23 protein-coding genes are annotated in these 23,808 nt (G+C 71.9%); 14 read left to right on the top strand and 9 right to left on the bottom strand.

What is annotated here, in order from left to right:
• The first annotated feature begins 158 nt into the window (after positions 1-158).
• Complete coding sequence (gene dnaE, locus ACIBQ6_RS18420; protein ID WP_397213129.1) at positions 159-3,686, top strand: DNA polymerase III subunit alpha; 3,528 nt, start codon at positions 159-161, stop codon at positions 3,684-3,686.
• Positions 3,687-3,826: 140 nt separating this feature from the next.
• Positions 3,827-5,197 (top strand): amidase, encoded by a 1,371-nt coding sequence (locus ACIBQ6_RS18425; RefSeq protein ID WP_397213131.1) that lies wholly within the window; start codon positions 3,827-3,829, stop codon positions 5,195-5,197.
• Here the strand turns inward: ACIBQ6_RS18425 and ACIBQ6_RS18430 are convergent.
• Positions 5,194-5,706 carry a hypothetical protein gene (locus ACIBQ6_RS18430; protein WP_397213133.1) on the bottom strand — a complete coding sequence of 171 codons (513 nt, stop codon included), beginning with the start codon at positions 5,704-5,706 and terminating at the stop codon, positions 5,194-5,196. The genes ACIBQ6_RS18425 and ACIBQ6_RS18430 overlap by 4 nt on opposite strands.
• Before the next feature lie 63 nt (positions 5,707-5,769).
• Between ACIBQ6_RS18430 and murA the strand changes: the two genes are divergently transcribed.
• Positions 5,770-7,080, top strand: a complete 1,311-nt coding sequence (gene murA / locus ACIBQ6_RS18435) for a UDP-N-acetylglucosamine 1-carboxyvinyltransferase (RefSeq protein WP_397213135.1) — start codon at positions 5,770-5,772, stop codon at positions 7,078-7,080.
• Between the two features lie 52 nt (positions 7,081-7,132).
• Positions 7,133-9,358, top strand: coding sequence for a transglycosylase domain-containing protein (locus ACIBQ6_RS18440; protein ID WP_397213137.1), 2,226 nt, complete (start codon positions 7,133-7,135; stop codon positions 9,356-9,358).
• Positions 9,359-9,374: 16 nt separating this feature from the next.
• Here ACIBQ6_RS18440 and ybaK read toward each other — a convergent pair whose 3' ends face one another.
• Positions 9,375-9,830, bottom strand: coding sequence for a Cys-tRNA(Pro) deacylase (ybaK, locus tag ACIBQ6_RS18445; protein ID WP_358294295.1), 456 nt, complete (start codon positions 9,828-9,830; stop codon positions 9,375-9,377).
• Positions 9,831-9,892: 62 nt separating this feature from the next.
• Positions 9,893-10,630, bottom strand: coding sequence for a helix-turn-helix transcriptional regulator (locus ACIBQ6_RS18450; RefSeq protein ID WP_357968106.1), 738 nt, complete (start codon positions 10,628-10,630; stop codon positions 9,893-9,895).
• Positions 10,631-10,685: 55 nt separating this feature from the next.
• Between ACIBQ6_RS18450 and ACIBQ6_RS18455 the strand changes: the two genes are divergently transcribed.
• Entirely contained in the window at positions 10,686-11,807 is a 1,122-nt protein-coding gene (locus tag ACIBQ6_RS18455; RefSeq protein WP_397213139.1) for an MFS transporter, read from the top strand.
• Here the strand turns inward: ACIBQ6_RS18455 and ACIBQ6_RS18460 are convergent.
• The 3 genes from ACIBQ6_RS18460 to ACIBQ6_RS18470 form a co-directional block, all read right to left on the bottom strand.
• Entirely contained in the window at positions 11,804-13,483 is a 1,680-nt protein-coding gene (locus ACIBQ6_RS18460; RefSeq protein ID WP_397213141.1) for a trypsin-like peptidase domain-containing protein, read from the bottom strand. The genes ACIBQ6_RS18455 and ACIBQ6_RS18460 overlap by 4 nt on opposite strands.
• Positions 13,484-13,574: 91 nt before the next feature.
• Complete coding sequence (gene ligD / locus ACIBQ6_RS18465) at positions 13,575-14,576, bottom strand: non-homologous end-joining DNA ligase (protein WP_352358387.1); 1,002 nt, start codon at positions 14,574-14,576, stop codon at positions 13,575-13,577.
• A 48-nt stretch (positions 14,577-14,624) separates the two neighbouring features.
• Positions 14,625-14,819, bottom strand: coding sequence for a hypothetical protein (locus ACIBQ6_RS18470; protein WP_352358385.1), 195 nt, complete (start codon positions 14,817-14,819; stop codon positions 14,625-14,627).
• A 389-nt stretch (positions 14,820-15,208) separates the two neighbouring features.
• Between ACIBQ6_RS18470 and hisD the strand changes: the two genes are divergently transcribed.
• From hisD to hisF, 9 genes are read left to right on the top strand one after another with little or no spacing between them, the layout of a single operon-like run.
• Positions 15,209-16,525 carry a histidinol dehydrogenase gene (hisD, locus tag ACIBQ6_RS18475; protein WP_358293896.1) on the top strand — a complete coding sequence of 439 codons (1,317 nt, stop codon included), beginning with the start codon at positions 15,209-15,211 and terminating at the stop codon, positions 16,523-16,525.
• Entirely contained in the window at positions 16,522-17,607 is a 1,086-nt protein-coding gene (locus ACIBQ6_RS18480) for a histidinol-phosphate transaminase (protein ID WP_397213144.1), read from the top strand. Before hisD ends, ACIBQ6_RS18480 begins: the two co-directional genes overlap by 4 nt.
• On the top strand, positions 17,604-18,197 hold the full coding sequence (hisB, locus tag ACIBQ6_RS18485; RefSeq protein WP_397213146.1) for an imidazoleglycerol-phosphate dehydratase HisB: 594 nt from the start codon (positions 17,604-17,606) through the stop codon (positions 18,195-18,197). The genes ACIBQ6_RS18480 and hisB overlap by 4 nt, the downstream gene beginning before the upstream one ends.
• A complete protein-coding gene (locus tag ACIBQ6_RS18490; RefSeq protein ID WP_358293892.1) occupies positions 18,194-18,349 on the top strand; it encodes a hypothetical protein in 156 nt (51 codons plus the stop codon). The genes hisB and ACIBQ6_RS18490 overlap by 4 nt, the downstream gene beginning before the upstream one ends.
• On the top strand, positions 18,346-18,981 hold the full coding sequence (gene hisH / locus ACIBQ6_RS18495) for an imidazole glycerol phosphate synthase subunit HisH (protein WP_358293890.1): 636 nt from the start codon (positions 18,346-18,348) through the stop codon (positions 18,979-18,981). The genes ACIBQ6_RS18490 and hisH overlap by 4 nt, the downstream gene beginning before the upstream one ends.
• The gene (locus ACIBQ6_RS18500; protein ID WP_397213148.1) at positions 18,978-19,307 is read left to right on the top strand and encodes a hypothetical protein; all 330 of its coding nucleotides are present in this window, start codon (positions 18,978-18,980) and stop codon (positions 19,305-19,307) included. The genes hisH and ACIBQ6_RS18500 overlap by 4 nt, the downstream gene beginning before the upstream one ends.
• Positions 19,308-20,030, top strand: a complete 723-nt coding sequence (priA, locus tag ACIBQ6_RS18505) for a bifunctional 1-(5-phosphoribosyl)-5-((5-phosphoribosylamino)methylideneamino)imidazole-4-carboxamide isomerase/phosphoribosylanthranilate isomerase PriA (protein WP_352326353.1) — start codon at positions 19,308-19,310, stop codon at positions 20,028-20,030.
• Positions 20,031-20,062: 32 nt separating this feature from the next.
• Positions 20,063-20,452 carry a Rid family hydrolase gene (locus ACIBQ6_RS18510; protein ID WP_352326354.1) on the top strand — a complete coding sequence of 130 codons (390 nt, stop codon included), beginning with the start codon at positions 20,063-20,065 and terminating at the stop codon, positions 20,450-20,452.
• Complete coding sequence (gene hisF, locus ACIBQ6_RS18515; protein WP_352358369.1) at positions 20,449-21,210, top strand: imidazole glycerol phosphate synthase subunit HisF; 762 nt, start codon at positions 20,449-20,451, stop codon at positions 21,208-21,210. The genes ACIBQ6_RS18510 and hisF overlap by 4 nt, the downstream gene beginning before the upstream one ends.
• Positions 21,211-21,318: 108 nt before the next feature.
• Here hisF and ACIBQ6_RS18520 read toward each other — a convergent pair whose 3' ends face one another.
• From ACIBQ6_RS18520 to ACIBQ6_RS18530, 3 genes are all read right to left on the bottom strand, one after another.
• The gene (locus tag ACIBQ6_RS18520; protein ID WP_358293885.1) at positions 21,319-22,680 is read right to left on the bottom strand and encodes a glutamine synthetase family protein; all 1,362 of its coding nucleotides are present in this window, start codon (positions 22,678-22,680) and stop codon (positions 21,319-21,321) included.
• Between the two features lie 62 nt (positions 22,681-22,742).
• Positions 22,743-22,904: a hypothetical protein gene (locus ACIBQ6_RS18525; RefSeq protein WP_185844438.1), complete on the bottom strand. Its 162-nt coding sequence runs from the start codon at positions 22,902-22,904 to the stop codon at positions 22,743-22,745.
• Between the two features lie 163 nt (positions 22,905-23,067).
• Entirely contained in the window at positions 23,068-23,733 is a 666-nt protein-coding gene (locus ACIBQ6_RS18530) for a TIGR03085 family metal-binding protein (protein WP_397213150.1), read from the bottom strand.
• Positions 23,734-23,808: the final 75 nt, after the last annotated feature.

Genomic DNA, 23,808 nt, shown 5'->3' on the forward strand with positions numbered 1-23,808 from the left:
TTCATTACTTTGCGTGAGGGAGACGATATCGAGGCCGGTGGCCGCGACGCTTCCGGCGCGCCGGTCCCGCGGGGCGCGCGAGGCGGCTCCGGGATGTCGGTCCGGGCCACTAGAGTCGGAGCGCACCATCGCATCCAGACCCGGGGAGGCGCCGCTCCATGTCGTCCAGCGACTCGTTCGTCCATCTGCATGTGCACACCGAATACTCCATGCTCGACGGGGCCGCCCGGCTCAAGCAGATGTTCAAACAGGTCGGCGACCTGGGCATGCCCGCCATCGCGATCACCGACCACGGCAACATGCACGGCGCGTACGACTTCTACAGGCAGGCCAGGGGCGCCGGCATCAAGCCGATCATCGGCATCGAGGCCTACGTCGCGCCGGAGCTGCGGCACAACAAGAAGCCCGTGCTGTGGGGCGAGCCGCACCAGAAGAAGGACGACGTCTCGGCGGGTGGCTACTACACCCACATGACGATCTGGGCGCGCAACAAGACCGGCCTGCACAACCTGATGAAGCTCAGCTCGCGCGCCTACACCGAGGGCTTCGTGCGCAAGTGGGCCCGCATGGACGCCGAGATCCTGGCCGAGCACGCCGACGGCCTGATGGCCACCACCGGCTGCCCGTCGGGCGAGGTGCAGACGAGGCTGCGGCTCGGCCAGTACGACGAGGCGCTCAAGGCCGCCGCGAAATATCAGGAAATCTTCGGCAAGGACAATTTCTTCCTGGAGATCATGGACCACGGCCTCGACATCGAGCGCCGGGTCCGCGACGGCCTGACCCGCATCAGCAAAGAGCTCGCCATCCCGCCGCTGGTGACCAACGACTCCCACTACACCTACGAGTCCGACGCCGCCTCCCACGACGCCCTCCTGTGCATCCAGACCGGCAAGCAGCTGTCCGACCCCGACCGCTTCCGCTTCGACGGCTCCGGCTACTACATCAAGACCGCCGACGAGATGCGCGCCGTCGACTCCTCCGACCTGTGGGCCGAGGGCTGCCGCAACACGCTCCTGGTGGCCGAGAAGGTCGATCCGACCGGGTTCTTCGAGTTCAAGAACCTCATGCCCACCTACCCCATCCCCGACGGCCTGACGGAGAGCGAGTTCTTCCGCAAGACCGTCTGGGAGGGCATGGACCGCCGCTGGCCCGAGGGCTACGACGACGAGCACAAGCGGCAGGCCGAGTACGAGATCGGCATCATCGAGCAGATGGGCTTCCCGAGCTACTTCCTCGTGGTCGCCGACTTCATCATGTGGGCCAAGCAGAACGGCATCCCGGTCGGCCCGGGCCGTGGCTCGGCGGCCGGCTCGCTGGTGGCGTACGCGATGGGCATCACCGACCTCGACCCGCTCCCGCACGGCCTGATCTTCGAGCGCTTCCTCAACCCCGACCGCGTCTCCATGCCCGACGTCGACATCGACTTCGACGAGCGCAGGCGCGGCGACGTGATCCGCTACGTGACCGAGAAGTGGGGCGCCGACAAGGTCGCCATGATCGCCACGTTCGGCACCATCAAGGCGAAGGCCGCCATCAAGGACGCCGGTCGCGTCCTGGGCTATCCCTACGCCCTGGGCGACAAGGTGTCCAAGGCGTTCCCGCCGGCCGTGATGGGCAAGGACATCCCGCTGTCGGGCATCTTCGACAAGGACCACCCGCGCTACAACGAGGCCGGCGAGCTGCGCCGGCTCTACGAGGAAGACGTCGACGTCAAGGCGACGATGGACCTCGGCAAGGGCCTGGAGGGCCTGATCAGGCAGACGGGCGTGCACGCCGCCGGCGTGATCATGTCCCGCGAGGTGATCACCGACCACATCCCGATCATGCGCCGCGACTCCGACGGCGCGATCATCACGCAGTTCGACTACCCGACCTGCGAGACGCTCGGCCTGCTGAAGATGGACTTCCTGGGCCTGCGCAACCTCACGATCATCGACGACTGCCTGAAGATGATCGAGTCCACCACCGGCGAGCAGATCGACCTGCTGAAGCTGCCGCTCGACGACCGGAAGACGTACGAGCTGCTGGGCCGGGGCGACACACTGGGCGTGTTCCAGCTCGACGGCGGCGGCATGCGCTCGCTGCTGCGGCTGATGAAGCCCGACAACTTCGAGGACATCTCGGCCGTCGGCGCCCTCTACCGTCCCGGCCCGATGGGCGCCAACTCCCACACCAACTACGCCCTGCGCAAGAACGGCCAGCAGGAGATCACCCCGATCCATCCCGAGTTCAAGGAGTCGCTGGCCGAGATCCTCGACACGACCTACGGCCTGATCGTCTATCAGGAGCAGGTCATGGCCATCGCGCAGAAGGTCGCCGGGTTCTCGCTCGGCAAAGCCGACCTGCTGCGCCGGGCGATGGGCAAGAAGAAGAAGGCCGAGCTGGACAAGCAGTTCGAGTCCTTCGAGAGCGGCATGAAGGACAACGGCTACTCGGCCGACGCCGTCAAGACGCTCTGGGACATCCTGCTGCCCTTCTCCGACTACGCCTTCAACAAGGCCCACTCGGCGGCCTACGGCCTGGTCTCCTACTGGACGGCCTACCTCAAGGCCAACCACCCGGCCGCGTACATGGCGGCGCTGCTGTCGAGCGTCAAGGACGACAAGGACAAGTCGGCCCTCTACCTCAACGAGTGCCGCCGCATGGGCATCAAGGTGTTCCCGCCCGACGTCAACGACTCCGACTTCGACTTCACCCCGCGCGGCACCGACATCCGCTTCGGCCTTTCGGCGGTGCGCAACGTCGGCGGCAACGTCGTGGACGGCATCATCTCGGCGCGCAAGTCCAAGGGCCGCTTCGCCGACTTCAAGGACTTCCTGCGCAAGGTGCCCGCGATCGTGTGCAACAAGCGCGTGATCGAGTCGCTGGTCAAGGCCGGGGCCTTCGACTCGCTCGGCCACGTGCGCAAGGGCCTGGTCATGGTGCACGAGCAGGCCGTCGACGCGATCATCGACATCAAGAAGAACGAGGCCATCGGCCAGGACTCCCTGTTCGGCGCGATCGACGGCGGCGAGGACCAGACCTTCGACGTGCAGATCCCGCCCGGGGAGTGGGACAAGAACACGCTGCTGCAGTTCGAGCGGGAGATGCTCGGCCTCTACGTCTCCGACCACCCGCTGTTCGGCGTGGAGCACATCCTGGCCGCGGGGGCCGACTGCTCGATCGCCGCCGTCCAGGACGAGAGCCGGGCCGACGGGCAGGTCGTGACGCTGGGCGGCATCCTGAGCGGGGTGCAGCGCAAGGTCACCAAGAAGGGTGACACGTGGGTGCTCACCCAGCTCGAGGACCTCGAAGGCGCGATCGAGGTGATGATCTTCCCGTCGGCGTACCAGCTGTGCTCGACGATCCTGGCCGAGGACGCGATCGTCTTCGTCAAGGGGCGCATCGACAAGCGGGAGGATGTCGCGAAGGTCATCGCCATGGAGGTGACCGCGCCCGACCTCACCCAGGAGGCGGGCGGGCCGCTGCTGGTGAGCCTGCCGCTGACCCGGTGCACGCCGCCGGTGGTCGGGCGGCTGAAGGAGATCCTCACCACGCATCCGGGCACCTCGGAGGTGCACCTCCAGGTGCACAACGGGCCGAAGACGACCGTCATGCGGGTCGACGACCGCCTGCGGGTGTCGCCGTCACCGGCGCTGATGGGCGACCTCAAGCAACTCCTCGGCCCCGCCTGCCTCGGCGCCTGACCGCGCCGGGGCGCATCGGCTCGGCCTGCCTCGGCGCCGGGGCTCGCCGGACCGGCTTGTGGGCGGGTGCCAAGGCGGGCGGGGGAGGTGGGCAAAGGTCGCCGTCGTGTCCCGGCGCGCGGGTGGGGCAGGATCGCAGGGTGAGCGAACTGCACTACCTGACCGCGACCGAGATGGCCCGCCTGATCAGGGCCGGGCAGGTGAGCGCCGTGGAGCTGCTCCAGGCCCACCTCGACCGCATCGAGCAGGTCAACCCCCAGGTCAACGCCATAGTGACGCTGGTGGCCGAGCGGGCGCTGGAGGCGGCCAGGGCGGCCGACGCGGCCGAGCCCGAGGGGCCGCTGCACGGCGTCCCGGTGGCCCACAAGGACCTGGTGGACACCGCGGGCATCCGGACCACGTACGGTTCGCCGCTGTTCGCGCGGAACGTCCCCGACAAGGACGACCTGATCGTGCGCCGCCTGCGCGCCGCCGGGGCGATCACGATCGGCAAGACCAACACGCCCGAGTTCGGCACCGGCTCGCACACCGTCAACGAGGTGTTCGGCGCCACCAGGAACCCCTACGACCTGGCCAGGTCGGCCGGCGGCAGCAGCGGCGGGGCCGCGGCGGCCCTGGCCACCGGCATGGTCCCGCTGGCCGACGGCTCCGACATGGGCGGCTCGCTGCGCAACCCCGCCTCGTTCTGCAACGTCGTGGGCCTGCGCCCGACGCCGGGCCGCGTCCCCGACCCCTCCGACACGGCCGCCTGGTACACGCTGGCGGTGCCGGGGCCGATGGCGCGCACGGTCGACGACCTCACGCTGATGCTCAGGGCCGTCGCCGGGTTCGACGCCCGGTCGCCGTTCGCGATCAAGGAGGAGTTCGCGCCCGAGCCCGAGCAGGGGGTGCGCGGGCTGCGGGTGGCGTGGAGCCCCGACCTGGGCGGGCTGCCGGTCGACCCGCGCACGGCCGCGGTGACCGCGACGGCGCCGGCCGTGTTCGAGGAGCTGGGGGCGCACGTCGAGCAGGTCGCGCTCGACCTGTCCGACGCCGAGGACGCCTTCCGGATCTACCGCGCCTGGTACTACGCCCTGTCCTTCGGCGACCTGACCGGCCTCGGCCCCAACACGAGCTGGAACGTCGAGCGGGGACGCACGGTCACCGGCGCCGACCTGGCCCGCGCCGAACGGCTGCGCAGCGGCCTCTACCAGCGCATGGCCGGCTTCTTCGACGACTACGACGTGCTGCTCGCGCCGGTCAGCCAGGTGCCGCCGTTCCCGGTGGAGCAGCCGCACGTGAGCGAGATCAACGGCGAGCCGCTGCCCGACTACCTGGCCTGGATGCGTTCGGCGTACTGGATCAGCGTGCTGCACGCGCCGGCGGCCTCGGTGCCGGCCGGGTTCACGCCGGAGGGGCTGCCGGTCGGGGTGCAGATCGTCGGGCGGCCGTTCGCCGACGCCAGGGTGTTGCGCGTGGCCCGCGCGTTCGAGCGGGCCACCGGCCACGGCCTGCGCCGCCCGCCGGTCTAGGGCTCGATGCCGTACGGGTGCCGCAACGGCGACTCGCGGTAGCCGTGCATGCCCTCCAGCAGCCCGAACAGGCCGACCGCGAGCAGCGGCCAGGCCACCAGCACCCCCTCGGCGGTCAGCTTCAGCGCCCCGGGGACGATCCGCACCCCGGGCGCGGCCGCGGCCTCCACCACCACCGCGCCGATCGTGAACGTGGACCCGGCCCACAAGGTGAGGAAGCTGCCCGCCACCCCGCCCGCGCACAGCCCGAGCAGCACCGCCAGCATCCAGCGCCGCCCGGCGAACCACGCCAGACCGCCGCAGAGCAGCCCCAGCGCGCCCGTGATCACCGCGAACCAGCCGTCGGCCGCGATCAGCGCCTGCGTGGTGAGGTCGGCCAGCACCAGGCCGTGCTCGGTCACCTGGTAGGGAGCCCGCGGCGAGATCGCGGACCAGCTGAGCCCGGCGGCGACCCCGAGAGTGGCGAGTATGAGGACAGTTACCGCAAAAGCGCGTACTTCCCTCGTCACGCCATTCCCCCTCACAACTGCATCCGAACCAGCTCGATGGTATCTCCCGGTTAGGCTCGCTTCGTGATTGCAGAAGAGGTCTGGCTGATCGAGCCCTCCGGCCCCCTCCGCGGGGACGTCGTCGTACGGGGCTCCAAGAACGGTGTGTCCAAGCACATGGTCGCCGCCATGCTGGGCAACGGCGAGAGCAGCATCCACAACGCCCCCGACGTGGGCGAGGTGGGCATCACCGCGGCGATGCTGGAGGCGCTCGGCATCCACGTCGAGATCGCCGGTTCCGAGATCCGCATCGAGCGCGGGGCGGAGATCAGGCCGCGGGTGCCGGACGCGTTCACCGGGCTCAACCGCATCCCCATCCTCATGCTCGGGCCGTTGCTGCACCTGGCGGGGGAGGCGTTCGTGCCGCTGGTCGGCGGCGACCCGATCGGGCGGCGGCCGGTGAACTTCCACGTGGAGGCGTTGCGCTCGATGGGGGCCGAGGTGGAGGTGGGCGAGGCCGGCATCTCGGCCAAGGCCAAGCGGCTCAACGGGGCCCGGCTCGAACTGCCGTACCCCAGCGTGGGGGCGACGGAGACGATCCTCATGTCGGCGGTGCTGGCCGAGGGCAAGACCGTGCTGAAGAACGCCGCCATGGAGCCCGAGGTGGTGGAGCTGGCGCTGTTCCTGCAGCGCATGGGCGCCCGGATCGAGCTGTCGCCCGACCGCCGGATCGTCATCGAGGGCGTCGACCACCTGCGCGGCGCCTCCACCTGGCTGACCGGCGACCGCATCGAGGCGTTCTCCTACCTGGCGGCCGGGCTGATCACCGGGGGAGAGGTGCGCGTGCACGGCTGCCCCCAGGACCGCCTGGTCACCGCGATCACCACGCTGGCCAGGATGGGCGCCCGGTTCGACATCAACGACGAGTACCTGTGCGCCACCGCCCCGCCCGAGGGGCTGCGCTCGGCGGCCGTGCAGACCGACACCCACCCCGGCTTCATGACCGACTGGCAGACGCCGCTCATGGTGCTGTTCACGCAGAGCCAGGGCATGTCGGTGCTGCACGAGACGGTCTTCGAGAACCGCCTGGTCTACGTGCCCGCGCTGCAGCGGATGGGCTGCGAGATCGAGGTGTTCGACCAGTGCCTGGGCGGGCCGGCCTGCCGTTACCACGACACCAACGCCCGGCACTCGGCCGTGGTGCGCGGCGTCTCCAAGCTCAGGGGCGCCGACGTGACGCTGCCCGACATCAGGGCCGGGTTCTCGGCCGTGCTGGCCGCGGCGGTGGCCGACGGGACGTCCACGCTGCGCGGCGTGCACCACATCGAGCGGGGCTACCACCGGCCGTACGAGCAGTTCGCCTCGCTTGGTCTGAACATCCGAAGAGAACGGTAAAGACCGGGGAAGTGGGCGTTTGCCGATGATCTGCTGGTTGCAGATCATCTGCGTGACCGTACTCAGATCCATCGGTGGCCTCGCCATGGCGGGGGCGCTCGGCGGGGTGCTGGCGGCGGCACTGGCCGTTCCCGTGGTGAGCGGCGGCGGCCTGGCCGCCAAGAACGTCGCCGACACCTTCGTCGACCTGCCGCCCGCGCCCCGCGAGGAGCCCCTGGCGCAGGTGACCAGGCTGCTGGACAAGGACGGCAGGCAGTTCGCCCAGTTCTACGAGGCCAACAGGACGGCCGTGCCGCTCGGGGCCGTGGCGCCGCTGATGCGCAAGGCCATCGTGGCCATCGAGGACGCCCGCTTCTACGAGCACGGCGGACTCGACGTCCGGGGCACGTTGCGGGCACTGCTCACCAACACGCAGGCGGGCGGCATCCGGCAGGGCGGCTCGTCGCTGACGCAGCAGCTCGTCAAGAACATCCTGGTCGAGAGCGCTCGCACCGATGCGGAACGGGACAAGGCGCGCGCCCCCAACCTGGCCCGCAAGATCACCGAACTGCGGTACGCGATGGCCCTGGAACACAAGTACCGCAAGGACGAGATCCTTGAGCGCTACCTCAACATCGCCTACTTCGGTGCCGGCGCCCACGGCGTGGAGGCGGCGGCCCGGCGCTTCTTCTCCACCACCGCCTCCAAGCTGACGCTGACCCAGGCGGCCACGCTGGCGGGGGCGGTGCGGATGCCGTACTCGACCGACCCCTCGCTCGGCCGCTCGCACCAGGCGCGGCTGAAGGAGCGGCGCGACCTCGTGCTGGACCGGATGGCCGGGCTCAAGCTGATCACGCAGGCCCAGGCGAGCGCCGCCAAGAGCACGCCGCTGGCCCTGCGGCTGAAGCCCGAGCCGGGCGGCTGCGGGCAGAGCGCGTACCCCTACTACTGCCTGTACGTCCAGAACGAGATGTTGTCGAACCCGGCGTTCGGCAACACCCCGGCCGAGCGGCGGGCCAGGATGGCGAGGGGCGGCCTGGTGATCAGGACCGGCCTGGACCCGGTCGCGCAGCGCGCGGCCGAGCGCGCGATCCGGCGGCACGTCTCGCCGGAGGACACCGAGGTCGCCGCGGAGGCCATGGTCGAGCCCGGCACCGGCCGGATCAGGGCGATGGCGGCCAGCAAGGAGTTCGGCCGCAACCGCGGCAACAAGAAGAACGGCCCGCGGACCACCTTCAACCTGCCCACCGACGTGGCGCACGGCGGCGGCCAGGGCTTCCAGGCGGGCTCGACGTTCAAGGTCTTCACCCTGGCCACGGCGTTGCAGCAGGGCTGGCGGTTCGGCGACGGCTTCCAGACGCCGGGGGAGCTGGTGCCCGCGCAGGGCTACCGCAACTGCGCCGGCCGGCCGGTCAACGACCCCGGCACGCGCATACTCAACGCCAGCGGCGAGGGCTCGGGCGGCCCGCACAGCATCGAGACCGGCACCTGGAAGTCGGTGAACATCTTCTACATGATGCTGGAGCGCAAGGTCGGGCTCTGCAACGTGGTCAAGACGGCCAGGGCCCTCGGGGCGGTGCGGGCCGACGGCCGGCCGCTGCGCGAGGTGCCGACGTTCACGCTGGGCGTCAACGAGATGGACCCGGTGACGGTCGCGGGGGCCTTCGCCACGTTCGCGGCGCGCGGCTTGCACTGCCGGCCGCTGGCGATCGTGGAGATCACCGACCGGAGCGGCCGGCGCGCGCACGTGCCGCCGTCCTGCGAGCAGGTCATGGAACGGCCGGTCGCCGACGCCGTCAACCACGTGCTGTCCGGGGTGTTCGACAAGGGCACCATGCAAGGGCAGAGCATCGGCCGCCCGGCCGCCGGCAAGACCGGCACCAACAACGGCTACACCTCGGCCTGGTTCGCCGGGTACACGCCGGACCTGGCGGCGGCGGTGAGCCTCGGCGACATCCGGGGCTCCTACCGCTACCCGCTGCAGGGCGTGCAGATCGGCGACCAGTACTACGGCGCCGTGCAGGGGGCGTCGCTGCCCGGCCCGATCTGGGTCGAGTCGATGCAGCAGGCCCTGGACCACACCGAGCCGAGAGGCTTCCCCGGCCCGGACATGGGCCGGTTCGGCGGCGGGTTCACGCCCGGCCTGAAGGAGGCCGAGGCGCAGGAGGAGGACAAGAAGAAGAACCGGCGGCAGGGCGAGCGCGCGTTCTTCCGGCATCACCGGCGGCTGTTCGAGTGGCTGCTCGGGCAGGGCCCGCCCGACCCGTCGTTCCGCCGCCCGCGCCACCGCTCCCGGTAGCCGCCCGGCGGGAGGCTCAGCCCGCCTTGCCGATGGGGGCGGTGACCGCGCGGGTGAGGGTGATCAGGTTGTCGGGGGCGGTCTCGATCTGGAGCCCGCGCCGGCCGGCCGAGAAGTAGATCGTCTCGTGGTCGAGCGCCGAGGAGTCGACCACGGTGGGAAGCTGCTTGCGCTGGCCGAGCGGGCTGATGCCGCCCACCACGTAGCCGGTCACCCGCTCGACCTTGGCCGCCTCGGCCATGGCGGCCCGCTTGCCGCCCAGCGCCGAGGCCAGGGCCTTGAGGTCGAGCTTGCCCGACACCGGCACGACCGCCACCGCGAGGCCGCTCTCGGTCTCGGCGACGAGCGTCTTGAAGATGCGGTCGTAGGGAACGCCGAGCGCGTCGGCGGCCTCCTCGCCGTAGGCCTGGGCGCTCGGGTCGTGGTCGTAGGGGTGGAGCGTGAAGTCGGCCTTGGCCTTGGTCAGCGCCATGGTGGCCGGGGTGCCGCCGCCCTTGCCTTTCGTTTTGCTCACGTCTGACAAGTGTAGCGAATCTACATTGTAAAGGCGCGGCCCGGCGTGTACCCGAGCGCCCGCCGGAAGACGTCGATGAACGCGCTGGCCGAGGCCCAGCCGCAGCGATGGGCGACCACGGTCACCGGCAGGCCGTCGGCCAGCAGCAGCAGCGCCTGGTGCAGGCGGAGCTGGGTGCGCCACTGGGGGAAGCTCATGCCGAGCTCGCGGCGGCACAGCCGGGCGAGCGTGCGCTCGCTGGTGCCCGCCAGGGCGGCGAGGGTGGCCAGGGTGCGCCCGTCGGCGGGGTCGTCGTGCAGGGCGGCGCAGACGGCGGCCAGGCGCGGGTCGCGCGCGGCGGGCACGTGGAAGGGCTGTTCGGGGGCGCGTCTGAGCCGGTCGAGCAGGACGGCGAGCAGTCGTTCGCGTTCCTCGCCCACGGGGGCGTCGTCGTCGGTGTAGGCCATGACGAGCTCGCGCAGCAGCGGGCCGACGGCGAGCACGGCGGGCCGGTCGAGGCCGAGCGGATTGCCGGTGAGCCCGACCAGGCGCAGGTCGGTGCTGCCGTGGGCACGGTGTTCGTGCACGGTGCCGGCGGGCACCCAGATGGCGCGGTTGGCGGGGGCGACCCAGGTGCCGGCGTCGGTGGTGACGGAGAGCATGCCGGCGCAGGCGTAGGCGATCTGGTGGGTGTCGTGCCGGTGGGCGTCGATGCCCGTGCCGGGGGCCAAGGGGCGGCGGCCGGTGGGCGCCACGGGGGTGTGGCGGATATTCGGCATAGATTGGCATTTTATCGGAAGCAGGCCAGGTCGGGCCGGGGACATCATCGGTGGCGTGAACAGGATCCGGTCGCTGGCGGCGGGGCATGCGTGCGTGGACTTCTACCAGGGCGCGGTGCCCGCGTTGGTGCCGTTCCTGGTGTCCGGGCGGGGGTACGGCTACGTGGCGGTGTCGGGGATCGTGCTGGCGGCCACGTTGTCGTCGTCGGTCGTGCAGCCGGTCTTCGGGCTGCTGACGGACCGGTGGCGGATGCCGTGGCTGATCCCGTCGGCCATGGTGGTGGCGGGGGCGGGCGTGGCGTGCGCCGGGGTGACGGGGTCGTACGCGGTGACGTGGCTGGCGGCGGCGGTGTCGGGGCTGGGGGTGGCGGCCTACCATCCGGAGTCGGCGCGGCTGGCCAGGATCGCCAGCGAGGGCGGTCATGTGCGGATGAGCTGGTTCTCCTTGGGCGGGACGCTGGGGTTCGCCTCGGCGCCGGTGCTGGTGACGCCGCTGTTGTCGGCGTGGGGGCTGGGGGCCTCGCCGCTGCTGGCTGTGCCGGCGGTGCTGGGGGCGGTGCTGACGCTCCCGGCGGTGCGGGTCCTGGCGGGCGGCCGGGGCGGGGCGCGTCCGGCGGTGCGGGCGGCGGGGCGTGACGACTGGCCGGGGTTCGCCCGGCTGACGTCGGTGATCGTCTTCCGGTCGGTGGTGTACGTCGGTCTGAGCGCGTTCGTGGCCCTGTACGTGGGCGGCGGCGCGGCGGGCGCGGTGGCGTTGTTCGTGCTGTTCGCGGGTGGGGCAGCGGGCACGGTGCTGGGCGGCCGGCTGGCGGCCCGGTGGGGGAGGGTGCCGGCGATGCGGGCGGCGTACGCGGCGGCGGTGCTCGCGGTGGCCGGGGTGGTGCTGGCGCCGGGCCCGCTGGTCTACGTCTTCGTCGCGGCGTCGTCGGTCGCCCTGTACGTCCCGTTCTCCCTGCACGTGACCCTGGGCCAGGATCTCCTGCCGAACCGGGTGGGCACGGCGAGCGGCGTCACGCTGGGGCTGGCGGTGAGCGTGGGCGGCCTGACCAGCCCGCTGGTGGGCGCGGTGGCCGAGGCCGCCTCGCTCAGGACGGCGCTGGCCTGCCTGATCGTCTTCCCGGTGCTGGCCTGGCTGCTGGCGCGGACGCTGCGGGAGCCGGCGCCGGCCGCTGCCTAGCCGGTGGCGGTGCGCAGGCGCAGGACGGCGGAGTTGTCGCGCTGGGCGGGGTCGAGACGGGTGGAGGTGACGTGCATGGTGACCGGCAGGGCGGCGTCCGCGTCGCGGCCGACGGAGAGCTTGGCGGAGATGCGGACCGGCCGGCCGGGGTGGATGACGTCGATCACGCATTCGGCCCGGTGGTCGCCGTGGCGGCAGGTGGCGCCGTCGACGGAGGTCAGGGTGGCGCCGGCCGGGAGCGTGAGGGTGACGGGCACCTGGGCGGCGGCCATGAGCCCGCGCATGGTGACGGTCGCGGTGACGGTGGCGGTGCCGCCGCGGCGGACGGGCGCGCCGGGGCCGGCGGCGTCGAGGGAGAGGGAGTCGTAGACGCCTTTGGGGTCGGCCTGGCGGACGATCGCGCCGTAGCCCTCCGCGTTGAGCGCGGTGGCGACGGAGTTGCCGTCGGGCTCGCCGTCCTCCTTGCCCGCCGACAGCACGCCGACCAGGTCGTCGCTGCCGCGGACGACCCATGGCCCGCCGCTGTGGCCCTTGGCCAGGTGGCAGTTGTAGGTCTCCATCCGTCCGGCCGGGTCGCCGGCGCCGGCCAGCCGGGCGGCGAGCATGTCGCCGGTGGTGTTCTCGCCGCGGGCCTGCTGGGTGCGGCCGAGGCACCAGAGCTGGTCGCGGCCGTCGTAGGGCCGGCGGCCGAGCACGCCGGGGTAGCCGGAGGTGGCGATGGTGAAGCGGCCGCCCTCGTTGCGCAGGGGGGTGAAGGCGCCGACGGTGTCCTGCAGGGTGCGGTTCCGGCCGCCGACCTCGACGAGCGCGACGTCGTAGACGGAGTTCCAGTCGCCGCCGGTGCGTCCGGTGTAGGCGTCGGGCTTCCAGGCGCGCCGTCCGCCCCATCTGCCGTACGGCTCGCGCTGCGCGGCGGTGGCGGCGCGGCCGTCGTAGGCGGGGACGAAGGCGAAGTTGGTGTGCCAGGTGCCGGACGCGGAGCCGTCGGGGCTGCTGTAGACGCAGTGGGCGGCGGTGATGACCAGCAGCCTGCTGGCCGAGCGGACGACGGAGGCGCTGCAGGAGTCGTCGCGGCCGGTGGCGTTGACGAAGAACAGGCGTCCGGTGGCGCGGCTGTTGCCGTCGGCGGTGTACGGCCGGCGCACGGGGGCGTAGCCGTTGGCGTCGCCGCCGGGGGTGAGCCGTTTGGCGCCGGGCACGCTGCGCCGCTCGGCCGCGCTGTTCTGGGCGGCGCTGTTCTGGGCCGCGCTGTTCTGGGCGGCGCTGTGGTCGGCGGCGCTCTGGGCGGCGGTGCCCTGGGCGGCCGTGTCGTGGCCGGTCGTGCTGGGCGGGAGGGCGACGGCCTTGGCCTTGGCCTGTTTGCCGGGCGTCCAGTAGCGGGCGGCGCGTCCCGGGCGCATGAGCGGCGACGACGCGGCGCCCGGACTGCGATCCCGGCTCTGCACAGGGCGCTGGGCGGGGCGCTGTGCGGGCCTCTGTGCGGGCCTCTGTGCGGGGCTCTGTGCGGGGCTCTGTGCGGGGCTCTGTGCGGGGCGCTGGGCGGTGGGGGCCTTGAGCGGGGGCGGTTCGGCGGTGGTGGGCGCGGTGACGAGGGCCGTGGCGGGCGCGGTGGTGAGTGCGGTGGCGAGTGAGACGCCGGCGAGCGCGGCCAGCGTGGTGACCAGAGTCTTCGACACGATGTCCCCTTGGGCGGTCCGAAGCGATTCCGATCACTGTAAGTCATGACTTCATCACTTACCGTGCCCAAGCGGGACGTGTCGCGCCCGGTCAGCCCGCCGCGGCGTCCCCCGGGGCGAGGAACTCGGCGGTGCTCGCCTCGCCGGGTTCGCGGTCGGGGCGCAGGCCGCGCCAGGAGGGGTGGCGCAGCCGGCCGTCGCCGGTGACCTCGGCGTACTGGACCTCGCCGACGACGCGGGGCTCGACCCAGTGGGCGTGGCGGGCGTGCTCGCGCGGGACGGGCTCGTCGAAGGGCGGGCCGGGGCGTTCCAGGGGCGTGAGGAGGTCCTGGAGGTCGCGCAGCATCTGCTGGGTGAAGCCGGTGCCGACGTGCCCGACGTAGAGCAGGCGGCCGCGCGGGTCGTAGGCGCCGAGCAGCAGCGAGCCGATCATGCCGGATCGTCGTCCGCCGCCGGGGTGCCAGCCGCCGATGACGACCTCGGCGGCGCTGACGTTCTTGACCTTGGTCCATTCGCCGCTGCGCCGGCCGGGCCGGTAGGGGGAGCCGAGTCGCTTGCAGACGATCCCTTCGAGCCCGAGCTGGCGGGAGGAGTCGAAGGCGCGGTCGGCGTGGTCGGCGAACCACACGGGCACCTCCCAGCGGAAGCCGGGCCGCAGGGTGTCCTCCAGGAGCTCGCGGCGCTCGCGGTAGGGGCGGCCGATCACGCTGTCGGCGTCGAGGTGCAGGATGTCGAAGGCCATGAACGTCACCGGCACCGCCCGGGTGAGCTCGGCGACGGTGGCGGGGTTGCGCTGGTGCATGCGGGGCTGGAGGGCGGCGAAGCTGGGGCGTCCGGTCTCGTCGAAGGCGACGATCTCGCCGTCGATCACGGCCGCGTGCCGGCCGGTGGAGCCGGCCATGAGCTGCAGCTCGGGGTAGGCGGGGGTGATGTCCTTGTTGTTACGGGACATCAGGCGGACCGAGCCGCCCTCGACGTAGGCGAGGGCGCGTACGCCGTCCCATTTCATCTCCACGGCCCAGCCCTCGCCCTGGACGGAGGTCAGGGTGCCCAGCTGGGCCATCATCGGCGCGTAGGCCGGCAGCCCCACCATGGATCGTGCCGTACCCCGGGGGGTTGATCGACAGTGGCGGGCCGGGGTCTACAAATGGTCAAGCGGGGTGTCTTCCACCAGTTCGCCGAGGTCTACACCGTGTTCGTCCAGTTCGGACACCGTCTTGCAGTAGCCGCGCAGGTACGTCCGGCCGTTGACGCGATGGGAGACGCGCAGCAGTGGACGATCATCGAGGATGATCGCCTCCACCAGGATGCCGCCGGGGGCTCGCCACTGTCCCATGCCGCCCAGAGTAGGCGAGCGGACATAATGGACATGTAATGCGAAAGGCGTTACGAACCGCCTACGCCGCGCCGAGCGGGGCAAACAGCCGCAAGATTATTTTTAACTCACCGAGAGTTTTCTTTGCCGCAGGGTGTTAGACGCCTGCCGCGCCGGGCAGAAGGGGGCCAGGCCATTCCCCCCGGCCGTGACCGCGCCCCCGTGGCGGCCACGGCCACTCGGCCCCGGCTTGGCCCGGTCCGGGGCTCCGGCGGGGGGGGGGGGGGGGGGGGGGGGGGGGGGGGGGGGCGGGGCCCCCCCCCCCCCCCCCCCCCCCGTAACGCGTCCGGCCTGCGTCCCGCATTCTGGACAGAAGCGGATCCGGGGTCCGGACTCCGTAGACTGTCAGGGTGATTTCCCGTATTGACATGCGCGGTTCCCTTCCTGCGGACCTGCGCGACGTGCTGCCCCGCGCCGAGCTCGACGTCGAGGCCGCCCTGGAGAAGGTGCGGCCCATCTGCGACGACGTGCGCCATCGCGGGGCGGCAGCCGTACGGGAGCTGACCGCCAGGTTCGACGGTGTCGAGATCGCCTCCGCCCGCGTCCCCGTCGACGTCGTCCGGCGGGCGCTCGACGAGCTCGACCCCCGGGTCAGGGCCGCGCTGGAGGAGTCGATCAGGCGGGCCCGGCTGGTCCACCGCGATCAGCGCCGCTCCGACGTCACCACGCAGGTCGTGCCCGGCGGCACGGTGACCGAGCGCTGGGTGCCGGTCGACCGGGTGGGCCTCTACGTGCCCGGCGGGCGTGCCGTCTATCCCTCCAGCGTGGTCATGAACGTCGTCCCGGCCCAGGAGGCGGGCGTCGCCTCGCTGGCCGTCACCAGCCCGGCCCAGAAGGAGTTCGGCGGGCTGCCCCACCCCACCATCCTGGCCGCGTGCGCGCTGCTCGGCGTCGACGAGGTCTACTCCGTGGGCGGGGCGCAGGCCGTGGCCATGTTCGCCTACGGCACCGAGGAGTGCCCGCCCGCGACCATGGTGACCGGCCCCGGCAACATCTGGGTCGCCGCCGCCAAGCGCCTGCTCAAGGGCCGCATCGGCATCGACTCCGAGGCCGGCCCCACCGAGATCGCCATCCTGGCCGACGAGACCGCCGACCCGGTGCACGTCGCCGCCGACCTGATCAGCCAGGCCGAGCACGACACGATCGCCGCCGCCGTCCTGGTCACCACCAGCCTTGAGCTGGCCGAGGCGGTCGAGAAGGAGCTGCCGGGCCAGGTCTCGGCCACCCGCCACTCCGAGCGCATCACCGAGGCGCTGAGCGGCCGGCAGTCGGGCATCGTGCTGGTCTCCTCGATCGACGACGGCATCAAGGTCGTCGACGCGTACGCGGCCGAGCACCTGGAGATCCACACCGCCGGCGCGGCCGAGGTCGCGGCCCGGATCCGCAACGCCGGGGCGATCTTCGTCGGCCCCTACGCGCCGGTCTCGCTCGGCGACTACCTCGCCGGGTCCAACCACGTGCTGCCCACCGGCGGCTGCGCCTGCCACTCCAGCGGCCTGTCGGTGCAGTCGTTCCTGCGCGGCATCCACGTCGTCGACTACACCCGCGACGCGCTGGCCGGCGCGGCGGCCCACGTGTCGGTGCTGGCCGACGCCGAAGACCTGCCGGCGCACGGCGCCGCGATCCGCGCCCGCTTCGACTGGCGAGTCCCCACGGAGTCAGAGTGAACCCCGCCGATGTGACCCTCGACGACCTGCCGATCCGCGACGACCTGAAGGGCCGCTCGCCCTACGGCGCGCCGCAGATCGACGTGCCGGTCCGGCTCAACACCAACGAGAACCCCTATCCGCCCTCGCCCGCGCTGGTCGCCGACCTGGCGCAGGCCGTCGCCGCGAACGCGGGGGAGCTCAACCGCTACCCCGACCGCGACGCCACCGGGCTGCGCGCCGACCTGGCCGCCTACCTGGGCCACGGGCTGAGCCCCGAGCAGGTGTGGGCGGCCAACGGCTCCAACGAGGTGCTCCAGCAGATCCTGCAGGCCTTCGGCGGCCACGGGCGCACCGCCATCGGGTTCGAGCCGTCGTACTCGATGCACCCGATCCTCACCACCGGCACCAGCACCGAGTGGATCAGCGCCGCCCGCGAGGACGACTTCTCCCTCGACCCCGGCAAGGCCGTCGCGGCGATCGAGGAGCACCGGCCCGACATCGTCTTCCTGGCCTCGCCCAACAACCCGACCGGCACCGCGCAGCCGCTGTCGACGATCGAGGCCGTGCTGGCCGCCGCGCCGGGCGTGGTGGTGATCGACGAGGCCTACGCCGAGTTCGCCCGCCAGGGCACTCCGTCGGCGCTCACGCTGCTGCCGCGCCACCCGAGGCTGATCGTCACCCGCACGATGTCCAAGGCGTTCGCCATGGCCGGCACCCGCCTCGGCTACCTGGCCGCGCACCCGGCCGTGGTGCAGGCGCTGCTGCTGGTGCGGCTGCCGTACCACCTGTCCACGCTCACCCAGACGGCCGCGCGGGTCGCTCTGAGCCACCGCGCCGAGCTGCTCGGCACGGTCGACGCGCTGCGCGCCGAGCGCGACGCCACGGTCGCCTGGCTGCGCGGCAAGGGGCTGTCGGTGGCCGACTCCGACGCCAACTTCGTGCTGTTCGGGCGGTTCCCCGACCGGCGCGAGGTGTGGGAGGGGCTGCTGGCGCGCGGTGTGCTCATCCGCGAGGTGGGCCCGCCAGAATGGCTGCGTGTGTCGATCGGCACCGGCGAGGAGATGGCGGCCTTCCGCGCCGCGATGGAGGAGGTTCTGTGAGTCGCGTAGGGCGCGTGGAGCGGGCAACGAAGGAGACCTCGGTCCTGGTCGAGGTGGGCCTCGACGGCACCGGCCTGGTCGACGTCTCGACCGGGGTGGGCTTCTTCGACCACATGCTGGCCCAGCTCGGCAAGCACGGTCTGTTCGACCTGACCGTCAAGACCGAGGGCGACCTGCACATCGACTCCCACCACACGATCGAGGACACCGCGCTGGCGCTGGGCGCGGCCTTCCGCCAGGCGCTGGGCGACAAGTCCGGCATCCGGCGGTTCGGCAGCGCGTCGTGCCCGCTGGACGAGTCGCTGGCCCAGGTCACGGTCGACCTGTCCGGGCGGCCGTACCTGGTGCACACCGAGCCCGCGGGCATGGCCCCGATGGTCGGCCCCGACTACGACACGACGATGACCCGGCACATCCTGGAGTCGCTGGTGGCCCAGGCGGCCATCTGCCTGCACGTGCACGTGCCGTACGGGCGCAACGCCCATCACATCGTCGAGGCCCAGTTCAAGGCGCTGGCCAGGGCGATGCGCGAGGCGTCCGAGCTCGACCCGCGCGCATCGGGCGTGCCGAGCACCAAGGGTGTGCTGTGACCGACAACCTCATCGCGGGCGTCATGGTGTTCCTCGGGCTGTTCCTCGGCGGCGGCGTGTTCTCGCTGGCCAAGCAGGGTCTCAAGGTGGGCGCCGCGGTCTGCGCGCTCGGCGCGGCGATGGCGATCACGGCGGGGGTGTTGTGGTGGTGAGCAAGAACATCGTGGTGCTCGACTACGGCTCGGGCAACCTGCGCTCGGCCGAGCGGGCCCTGGCCAGGGTGGGCGCGGACGTCACCGTGACCGCCGACTTCGACACGGCGCTCAACGCCGACGGGCTGGTCGTGCCGGGCGTCGGCGCGTTCGCGGCCTGCATGGCCGGGCTCAAGGGCGTGCACGGCGACCGGGTCATCGGCCGCCGCCTGGCCGGCGGGCGTCCGGTGCTGGGCATCTGCGTCGGCATGCAGATCCTGTTCGCGCGGGGCGTCGAGCACGGCGTCGAGACCGAGGGCTGCGGCGAGTGGCCCGGCACGGTCGAGCGGCTGGAGGCGCCCGTGCTGCCGCACATGGGGTGGAACACGGTCAAGGCGCCCGCTGAGAGCGTGCTGTTCGCCGGGCTCGACGCCGACACCCGCTTCTACTTCGTGCACTCCTACGGCGTGCGCGAGTGGGAGCTGCAGCCGGCCGACCCCGGTTTCGCCGCGCCCGTGGTGACGTGGGCCGAGCACGGCGTGCCGTTCGTGGCCGCCGCCGAGAACGGCCCGCTCATGGCCACCCAGTTCCACCCGGAGAAGTCCGGCGACGCCGGAGCCGCCCTGCTGAGGAACTGGCTAGAGACGGTATGAGCAAGGAGCGGGCGCGCCGGCGGGCCGAGCGGGAGGCCGAGCGGGCGCGCGCGATCCGGCTCAACGAGGAGCGGCAGGCGCGCCGCGCCCGGCGCCGCGCCCTGATCGCCCGCCTGGTCCCGCGCCCGGTCCGGTTCGCCCGGCAGGGCGGCCTGATCGCCCGCCGCCATCGCGCCCAGAACGTCGCGGTGGCGCTCGGCTTCCTGATCGTGCAGGCGATCGTGTGGCTGGTCTGGGGCTCGCCCGCGGTGAGCCTCGCCGTGTTCGTCTTCTCCCTGCTGCTCGCACCTGTTGTCGTGACCCTCGCTTTCGACCGGAGGACCTGAATGTCGCTCGTATTGCTTCCCGCCGTGGACGTCGCCGATGGCCAGGCCGTACGCCTCGTCCAGGGTGAGGCCGGGACCGAGACCGGCTTCGGCGAGCCGCTCGCCGCGGCGCTGGCCTGGCAGGAGGCGGGCGCCGAGTGGATCCATCTGGTCGACCTCGACGCCGCGTTCGGCAGGGGCTCCAACAAGGAGCTGATCAGCGAGGTGATCGGCAAGCTCGACGTCAAGGTGGAGCTGTCCGGTGGCATCCGCGACGACGAGTCGCTGGCCGCCGCCCTGGCCACCGGCTGCCGCCGGGTCAACATCGGCACCGCCGCCCTGGAGAACCCCGACTGGTGCCGGAAGATCATCGCCGAGCACGGCGACCGGATCGCGGTGGGCCTCGACGTGCGCGGCACCACGCTGGCCGCCCGCGGCTGGACGAAGGAGGGCGGCGACCTGTGGGAGGTGCTCGACCGCCTGGAGGCCGACGGCTGCCCCCGCTACGTCGTCACCGACGTGACCAAGGACGGCATGCTGCAGGGGCCCAACCTCGACCTCTACCGGCGGATCTGCGCACACACCGACAAGCCCGTGATCGCCAGTGGCGGCGTGTCCAGTCTTGACGACCTGGTGGCACTGGCTTCTCTCGTCCCGGACGGAGTGGAGGGAGCCATCGTGGGCAGGGCCCTGTACGCTCACGCGTTCACTCTCGAGGACGCGCTGGCCGCGGTACGCGTTTAGCTTCGCCGGGAGGGGGCGGAATGAGCGTCAGCATGGAAAGCACCGGTCCGAGGGTGTTCTCGGGCGGCATCTGGGAGGAGAAGTACGGGTACGCCCGCGCCGTGGTCGTGGGCGAGCGCGTGATCGTCTCCGGGTGCACGGCCACGATCGACGGCGAGGTACGCCACGTCGGCGACGCCTACCGGCAGAGCCTGACCGCCATCGACATCGCGCTGGACGCCGTCGAGGTCGGCGGCCTGACCCGCGAGGACGTCGTCATGGTCCGCTACTACGTGGTGGAGCAGCGCCACTTCGACCTCGTCGGCCGGGCCATCTACGAAGTCTTCGGGCACGTGCGGCCCGCCTGCACAGGAGTGAGGGTCGCCGGGCTGGTCGACCCTCGAATGCTGGTCGAGATCGAAATCGAGGCACTGCGAGCATGACCGTAGCGGTAAGAGTGATCCCCTGTCTCGACGTCGACGCCGGGCGGGTCGTCAAGGGCGTCAACTTCGAGAACATGCGCGACGCGGGAGATCCGGTCGAGCTGGCCAGGCGCTACGACGAGGAGGGCGCCGACGAGCTGACCTTCCTCGACATCACCGCCTCGTCGGGCGAGCGGGAGACCATGCTCGACGTGGTGCGCAGGACCGCCGAGCAGGTGTTCATCCCGCTCACCGTGGGCGGCGGCGTGCGCGCGGTCGACGACGTCAACCGGCTGCTGCGGGCCGGGGCCGACAAGGTGTCCCTGAACACCGCGGCCATCGCCAGGCCCGAGCTGCTGACCGAGGCGTCGCGGCGGTTCGGCGCGCAGTGCGTGGTGCTGTCGGTCGACGCCCGCCGGGCGCCGGGCATGCCCAGCGGGTTCGAGGTGACCACCCACGGCGGCCGGCGCGGCACCGGCATCGACGCGGTGGAGTGGTCGGCGCGCGGTGAGGAGCTGGGCGTCGGCGAGATCCTGCTCAACTCCATGGACGGCGACGGCACCCTCGACGGCTACGACCTGGAGCTGCTGCACGCGGTGCGCGCGGCGGTGCGGGTGCCGGTGATCGCCAGCGGCGGGGCCGGCCGGCTGGAGGACTTCCCGCCGGCGATCGAGGCTGGTGCCGACGCCGTGCTGGCCGCCAGCGTGTTCCATTTCGGCACGCTGAAGATCGGCGACGTCAAGGAGACACTGCGGATGGCGGGCCACCCGGTCCGCTGAGGCCACCCGGTCCGCTGAGGCCACCTGGTCCGCTGAGGCCACCTGGTCCGTTGAGGCCGCCTGCCGGCCCCGCCCGCGCGGGGCCGGCGGCGCGGGGCCGGTGGGCGGTCAGAACACCCGCAGGTGGTGGAAGAGCTCGTAGGAGGCGTCCTTGGCGGCGAACGCGGCCGCCTCCGAACGTTTGACCGCCAGGTATGCGCTGCGCCGCAACGGCCCGAGCGCCTCCATGAGCACCTCGTCGGCCTCCAGCGCGTCGAGCGCCTCCTCCAGGGAGCCGGGCAGGCGGGGATAGCGGTCGGGCACGGTGTCGGGATCGATGTCCACGGCCTCGCCCGGGTCGAGCTTGCGGCGGATGCCGTCGAGCCCCGCGTGGATGACCGCGCCGAGCGACAGGTACGGGTTGGCCGAGGAGTCCGACGGCTTCAGCTCCAGGTTCGGCTCGCCGCTCTCGCCCAGCGGCGAGCACACGCGCACGGCCGCCTCCCGGTTGTCGGGGCCGTACACCGCGTACGCGCTGGACCACATGCGGGGTGAGAGCCGGCGGAAGCTGTTGACGCTGCCGCAGGTCAGGGCGGTCAGGCCGGGCAGGTGGGCGATCAGGCCGCCGATGAAGTGCGCGCGTTCCGCGCCGTCCTCGGCGATCAGGTTGTGGGTGTCGCGCCACAGCGACAGGTGCAGGTGGGCGCCGTTGCCGGCCTGGTCGGCCAGGGGCTTGGGGGCCAGCGAGGCCCACATCGACATGCGCATCGCCACGCCGCGCACGGTCTCCCGGTAGAGCACGTGGTTGTCGGCGGCGCGCAGCGGGGGCGCGTGGTGCACCGACAGCTCCTGCTGGCCGGGGCCGAGCTCGGGGTGGTAGTGCTCGACGCGCAGGCCCTGGGTCTCCAGCGCGCGCATGAGCCTGATCGTGTAGTCGTGCGCGGTGTCGAAGCCCGTGCCGGCATAGCAGAGAGAGTCGTCGAGCGGCACCAGCCGGTCGGGGCCGCCATTGGGGTCGGGCAGGCGGCGGCCGAGCGTGAACTCGGGCTCGAAGGCCGCCTCGATCCGGTAGCCGTCGCCGGCCAGTTCCGCCACGGCGTCCTTGAGGAACGTGCGGGCGCAGGCTTCCCACGGTGAGCCGTCGGGCCGCCGCAGGTCCGACAGCATCGCGGCGGCGCCCGGTGCATGGGGCAACGGGACGAACGTGGCCGGGTCGGGGACAATGCGAACCTCGCCCACCGGACCCAGGTGCTCGACCTCCTGAAGCTGGTCGAGCATGTTCATCGCCATCATGGCCACCGTGTGCCCGATGCCCGAGTTGAGCCGTTCGGCCAACCGGGACCGGGACGCCGCCTTGCCACGGACCACGCCACCGTGGTCGGCGTACAGGAAACGGATCAGCTCGATGCCTTCAAGCTCTGCCCGTTCGAGGACGCGCCGGGCCTGCGGATCGAGCTGATTGATCTTGTTGCCGCTGGGGCGATCTCTCATCCTGCCTGCGTAACACGATCTGTCAGCGCGTGGAAGCACCTAGCGCGGACAGAACGCGAACATCAGGTCAGAACATTCGTAAAGAAGACCGCCAATTGGTTGGCTCCTTGGACAATTCCGTCAAACACGCCGTTGACCGCGGCCGCCGCCTGGGCCGGCCGGGTGAACAGGTAGAAGACCACGAACGCCACCAGAACGTACGTAGCCACCTTCTTGACCTGCATGGGGGGCCTCCTGCAGTCCATTCCCAGCCGTATATACCCGGATCTGGGCGATCACGGTCATCTTCTGTGAAGATGTCCAAGATCCTAACCGGGGGGCTTCTTTCCTGTGCCATCGTACGGGCTGGAGGTTTAAGACGAGGGGTTTCTGGGCCGAGGGTTTCGGTCAGAATCCGAGCCGGGCTTCGGTTGCCCGGCTCACCGCCGCGTCGTCGCCGGTCAGCTCCACCCTGGCGTGCTCCTGCCGGCCGAAGCAGAACAGCAGCAGCTCCTGGGCCGTGCCGGTGACCTGAACCTTGGCGCCCTCCCGAGCCCCGCCGAGCGCCACCCCGCCGACCGCCCCGCCGACCGCCCCGCCGACCGCCCCGCCTCCCGCGCGGCGCAGCACCAGGCGCACCGGCGAGCGGCGCAGCATGATCCGGGCGCCCGCCGACACCCGCTTCCAGATGAGCTCGTCGAGGTCGGCCGGCAGCTCGCGCGGCTCCCATCCGGGCTGCGCGCGGCGCACGTCCTCGTGGTGGACGAAGAACTCCAGCGTGTTGACCGCCTTGTCCAGGAAGGGCAGCAGCCCGTAGACGCCGCCCGGCCGGCGCGCGATGCCCACCAGCTCGGGGTAGGGGTGCCTGGCCTTCAGGCCGTTCTGGACCGAGGCGGTGTAGCCCGCCAGCGCGCTGATCCCGATGCCGCCCATGGCGTCCGGCCGGCGCTCGCGCAGCACGAGGTGGGCGGCCAGGTCGTAGGTGGTCCACCCCTCGCACAAGGTGGGCGCGTCGGGGCCGAGCCGGTCGAACAGGTCGCAGAGCGCGGTGCGTTCGCCACGAGCGTGAGTCACCCGGTCAAGCCTACCTGTGGGAATAAGGAGACGATCGGCCGTGATAGGGACATAGATAGAAATATCGACGTTTGA

The sequence above is a fragment of the Nonomuraea sp. NPDC049655 genome, assembly GCF_044465465.1.
Taxonomy (GTDB): Bacteria; Actinomycetota; Actinomycetes; order Streptosporangiales; family Streptosporangiaceae; genus Nonomuraea.

Bases quoted from the DNA above. Each gene is read 5' to 3' on its own strand.
- dnaE (WP_397213129.1), top strand. From the start codon at position 159: ATGTCGTCCAGCGACTCGTTCGTCCATCTGCATGTGCACACCGAATAC.
- ybaK (WP_358294295.1), bottom strand. From the start codon at position 9,830: ATGGCGCTGACCAAGGCCAAGGCCGACTTCACGCTCCACCCCTACGAC.
- ACIBQ6_RS18450 (WP_357968106.1), bottom strand. From the start codon at position 10,630: ATGCCGAATATCCGCCACACCCCCGTGGCGCCCACCGGCCGCCGCCCC.
- ligD (WP_352358387.1), bottom strand. From the start codon at position 14,576: ATGGTGGGGCTGCCGGCCTACGCGCCGATGATGGCCCAGCTGGGCACC.
- ACIBQ6_RS18470 (WP_352358385.1), bottom strand. From the start codon at position 14,819: ATGGGACAGTGGCGAGCCCCCGGCGGCATCCTGGTGGAGGCGATCATC.
- ACIBQ6_RS18500 (WP_397213148.1), top strand. From the start codon at position 18,978: ATGAGCAAGGAGCGGGCGCGCCGGCGGGCCGAGCGGGAGGCCGAGCGG.
- priA (WP_352326353.1), top strand. From the start codon at position 19,308: ATGTCGCTCGTATTGCTTCCCGCCGTGGACGTCGCCGATGGCCAGGCC.
- ACIBQ6_RS18510 (WP_352326354.1), top strand. From the start codon at position 20,063: ATGGAAAGCACCGGTCCGAGGGTGTTCTCGGGCGGCATCTGGGAGGAG.
- hisF (WP_352358369.1), top strand. From the start codon at position 20,449: ATGACCGTAGCGGTAAGAGTGATCCCCTGTCTCGACGTCGACGCCGGG.
- ACIBQ6_RS18520 (WP_358293885.1), bottom strand. From the start codon at position 22,680: ATGAGAGATCGCCCCAGCGGCAACAAGATCAATCAGCTCGATCCGCAG.
- ACIBQ6_RS18525 (WP_185844438.1), bottom strand. From the start codon at position 22,904: ATGCAGGTCAAGAAGGTGGCTACGTACGTTCTGGTGGCGTTCGTGGTC.